We start from the raw sequence: 3,831 nt of genomic DNA, 5'->3' as shown, positions 1-3,831 counted from the left end.
CGCCGCCCGCTTCCTCGGCCTTCCATGAGCGCTCCCGGTACAACTCCTCATTCGACCGTACAGGTGATGAATGCTCCGGTACAGCTGTCAAAATCTCATTATATTTTGCCGTCTTCCTCGATAATCATCTCGGACACCAGCACCCAGGCATGATTGAGCAGCCACCGGCGCAGCAAATCTTCGCCGACGTTCGGCTGCAGGATGAGCCGCTTCACCCCGGACAGTTTGTCCTGCCCCTCGTTCAAAATGCTCGCGATCAGGCTTCCGCCCATGCCGGCGATCGTAATCACATCCACTTCCCCCGGCGAAATGACCGCCAGACCGTCTCCGAGCCGGACCGAAATGTCCTCGCCCCGTCCAGCCTCGGCTACCTGCTTGGCCGCCGCTTGAAGCGGGCCTTGATTGACCTCACCCGCCACGGCCTTTATAGCTCTGCCCGCCTCAACGGCTGCTACCGGAAGAAGCGCGTGGTCCGAGCCAATATCCGCGAGGCGGCTTCCATCGGGAATCTGCTCCATAATAAGCTGTAATCTTCTTGATAATTTCATATGTCCACCGTCACCATCAGTTATTTTTTCCCTTCCTTTACCCTACCAAACGGCAGGTCCTTTCTGCAAATCGGCAGCAGCAGAAGCGGAAGCGGCCCCCTGCAACACACACTTCCAATCTTTGGATAAATGTCCAGATCATTTGCATTGGTCCGTTAAAAGCGCTAAAATAAAAACAAATTAAGGAAATAATTCTAAAAGAAAACAGAACTTACAAGCAGGCTGTCCGGCCGAAGCCTCAGAAATACACAGCCTGCTCGCTGAATATAAGAAAGCCCAACCTCCAAAGCTTATATCCAATCTTATATCTAAAAAAAGGACCTTGCTGGCGGCACGCCGCAGAAGGTCCAAGTTGGTTTCGCTATTCGAGAAAATCCTTAAGCCGTTTGCTGCGGCTTGGATGCCGAAGCTTCCGGAGCGCTTTGGCTTCGATTTGGCGAATCCGTTCACGGGTAACGCCAAACACTTTGCCCACTTCCTCAAGCGTCCGGGTCCGGCCGTCATCCAGACCGAAACGAAGCCGGAGCACATTCTCCTCACGTTCAGTCAGCGTATCGAGCACGTCTTCCAGCTGTTCCTTCAGCAGCTCGTAGGCCGCCGCATCTGCAGGAGCAAGCGCCTCCTGATCCTCGATAAAATCTCCCAGGTGGGAATCATCCTCTTCCCCGATCGGCGTCTCAAGCGACACCGGCTCTTGGGCAATCTTCATGATTTCCCGGACCTTCTCCACACTGAGTTCCATCTCGGCCGCGATTTCCTCCGGCGTTGGTTCGCGCCCCAATTCCTGCAGCAGCTGACGGGATACCCGGATTAGCTTGTTGATCGTTTCCACCATATGAACCGGAATCCGGATCGTTCTCGCTTGGTCAGCGATCGCGCGCGTAATGGCCTGGCGAATCCACCAAGTGGCATACGTACTGAATTTGAACCCTTTATTATGGTCAAATTTCTCAACGGCCTTGATCAGGCCCATATTGCCTTCCTGAATCAAATCAAGGAAGAGCATGCCGCGGCCGACGTAGCGTTTGGCGATACTGACAACGAGACGCAGGTTCGCTTCGGCCAGCCGGCGCTTCGCTTCCTCGTCCCCGTTCATAATCCGCTTAGCCAGTTCCACCTCATCGTCAGCGGACAAGAGAGGCACCCGGCCGATTTCCTTGAGATACATCCGTACGGGATCGTTGATCTTAATGCCCGGCGGCAAAGACAGGTCATCGTCAAAATTAAAGTCGTCGTTGTCGCTTCCTTCATGGTCGTCGCCTTGACGCAAATTGCTGACTTCCTCGTCATTCTCATTGACCACTTCAATACCCAAATCGCCCAGATGCTCATAGAACTCATCCATCTGTTCAGGGTCTTGGTCGAACGGCGATAGTTTTTCCATAATATCTTTGTAATTCAGTGACGATCTCTTTTTACCCTGCTCAATCAGCTGATCCTTTACCTGATCGAGCGTAAATTCTGTCTCTAGTTCAGTATGCTGATCATTCGCCATATTTCGACTCCCTCCTCCCTAGAAACCATCGAAGCAACGATTACTGTCTCTCTAGGGCTATAATCTCACTTGCAATTTGTGCAGCACGCAAAAAGTCTCCGGACCGTTCGGCAGATATCATTTCTTCTTTCTTCTGCTCTATTTTCCGTTGTTGCGGGACCTTTTGTACCTCCCGAATGCAATCATCCAGCTCTTGCACGCTCCACTCCCGCGGCATATCCATCATGGAGATGGAGCTGACGGTTTTCTCGAGGCGATCGTCGTGGAGCGACGACATAAACCGGCTGATATCCGGTGATTTGCCCTGTGCATAATAGGCATATAGATAAGCAGCAATCGCTGCATGATCATCAATGTTAAACGCGTCCCCAAGCCGTTCTTCCACGTAGCGGGCGGCCTCGGCATCCTGCAGCATCATGGCTAAAAGGCGACGTTCTCCGGTATGATAAGCCGGCAGTAATGTCGGGGCGGGAACATGCCCTTTTTTTATGCCTACCATTATTCCACCTTTTGTCGTTATTATCCCCATCCGGCATGTTTTTTTGCATCGACTGGCGGATCTCGTTGCAATCCTGCTTCAAGCTGTCAAAGGAAAGCTGCAGTTCTGAAGATAATTCCCTTAAATATACCTCCCGTTCGGTGGAAGAAGGCAGCACCGCGATGATGGGCAGGACTTCCTTCATGTAGGCGATTTTCCCATCTTCTTCTAGGAGTATATGGTTTTTTTTCAGATATATAAGCTTAAATTTTGTGGTTGAAACGGCGCCCTCGATAATCTGCCGCATGAACCGTTCCGCCCCGTATTTACGGATGAATTCGTCAGGATCCAGCCCATCGCTGAGCACCGCGATCCTGATGTTCAGCCCCACGGTTTCAAGCAGCGGAATCACCTTCATTGCCGCAGCTTGTCCGGCCCGGTCTCCGTCGTAGCACACCAGCACTTCGTCCGCCATCGTCTTCATCAGAGAGGCGTGATTCTCCGTTAAGGACGTGCCCATCGTGGCTACGCCGTTCAAAACCCCTGCTTCCCATGCCGAGATCACGTCCCCGTATCCTTCAAAAAGAACGATCTGCCGCGATTTGCGAATGGACGGTCTGGCCTGATGCAGGTTGTACAGCGTCCGGCTTTTGTTAAAGAGCTTGCTCTCAGGCGAATTCAAATACTTCGGCTGCCCTTCGCCAAGAATCCTGCCGGCGAAAGCGATCACCTTGCCGCTGCGGTCATGGATCGGAAACATGATCCGGTCCCGGAAACGGTCCAAGTAATCCCCGCCGTCACTGCGCTTGGTCAGCAATCCGCCCTTCTCCGCCTCTTCGAGATCAAAGGAGCGCCTGGACAGAAACTGGACCAGCGTATTCCACGTATCCGGAGCGTACCCGATCTGGAACAAATCGATCATCTTGTCGTTGAAGCCCCGCTGCCGCAAATAATCCATGGCTGCCTTGCCATGCTCCGTATTTTTCAGTAAATAGTGATAAAGCTTCGCTGTCCATTCGTAGGCCTGAAGCAGGCGGTCTCTCTCGGGATTCGGCTGATGCGCCGGTCCCCCCAGCCCTTCCGGTACCGCGATGTGGCTCTCTTCCGCCATGACTTTAACGGCTTCGGGAAAAGATAATCCTTCGATTTCCATCCTGAATTTGATGGCATTTCCACCCTTGCCGCAGCCGTAGCAGTAAAAGATTTGCCGCTCAGGCGTGACCGTGAAAGACGGTGTTTTCTCCGAATGAAACGGGCAGAGGCCTTTCATGTATTTCCCCTGCTTGGTCAGATGAACGTACCTGCTTACC

General features: G+C 52.7%; 1 protein-coding gene and 2 pseudogenes. All 3 read right to left on the bottom strand.

Features of this window, described 5'->3' with window-relative positions; translation table 11 throughout:
• Positions 1-548 (bottom strand): annotated as a pseudogene (locus tag CPT76_RS22340) (tRNA (adenine(22)-N(1))-methyltransferase); the annotation flags it as partial.
• 361 nt (positions 549-909) lie between these two features.
• A complete protein-coding gene (rpoD, locus tag CPT76_RS22335; RefSeq protein ID WP_076169815.1) occupies positions 910-2,043 on the bottom strand; it encodes an RNA polymerase sigma factor RpoD in 1,134 nt (377 codons plus the stop codon).
• 40 nt (positions 2,044-2,083) lie between these two features.
• Positions 2,084-3,831, bottom strand: a pseudogene (gene dnaG, locus CPT76_RS22330) (DNA primase); the annotation flags it as partial.

It is taken from the genome of Paenibacillus sp. AR247, assembly GCF_002968895.1.
In the GTDB taxonomy this organism is placed as follows: Bacteria; Bacillota; Bacilli; order Paenibacillales; family Paenibacillaceae; genus Paenibacillus_AQ; species Paenibacillus_AQ favisporus.
Note: the sequence above shows the minus strand (reverse complement) of the source record. Positions and strands in the feature narration are given on the sequence as shown.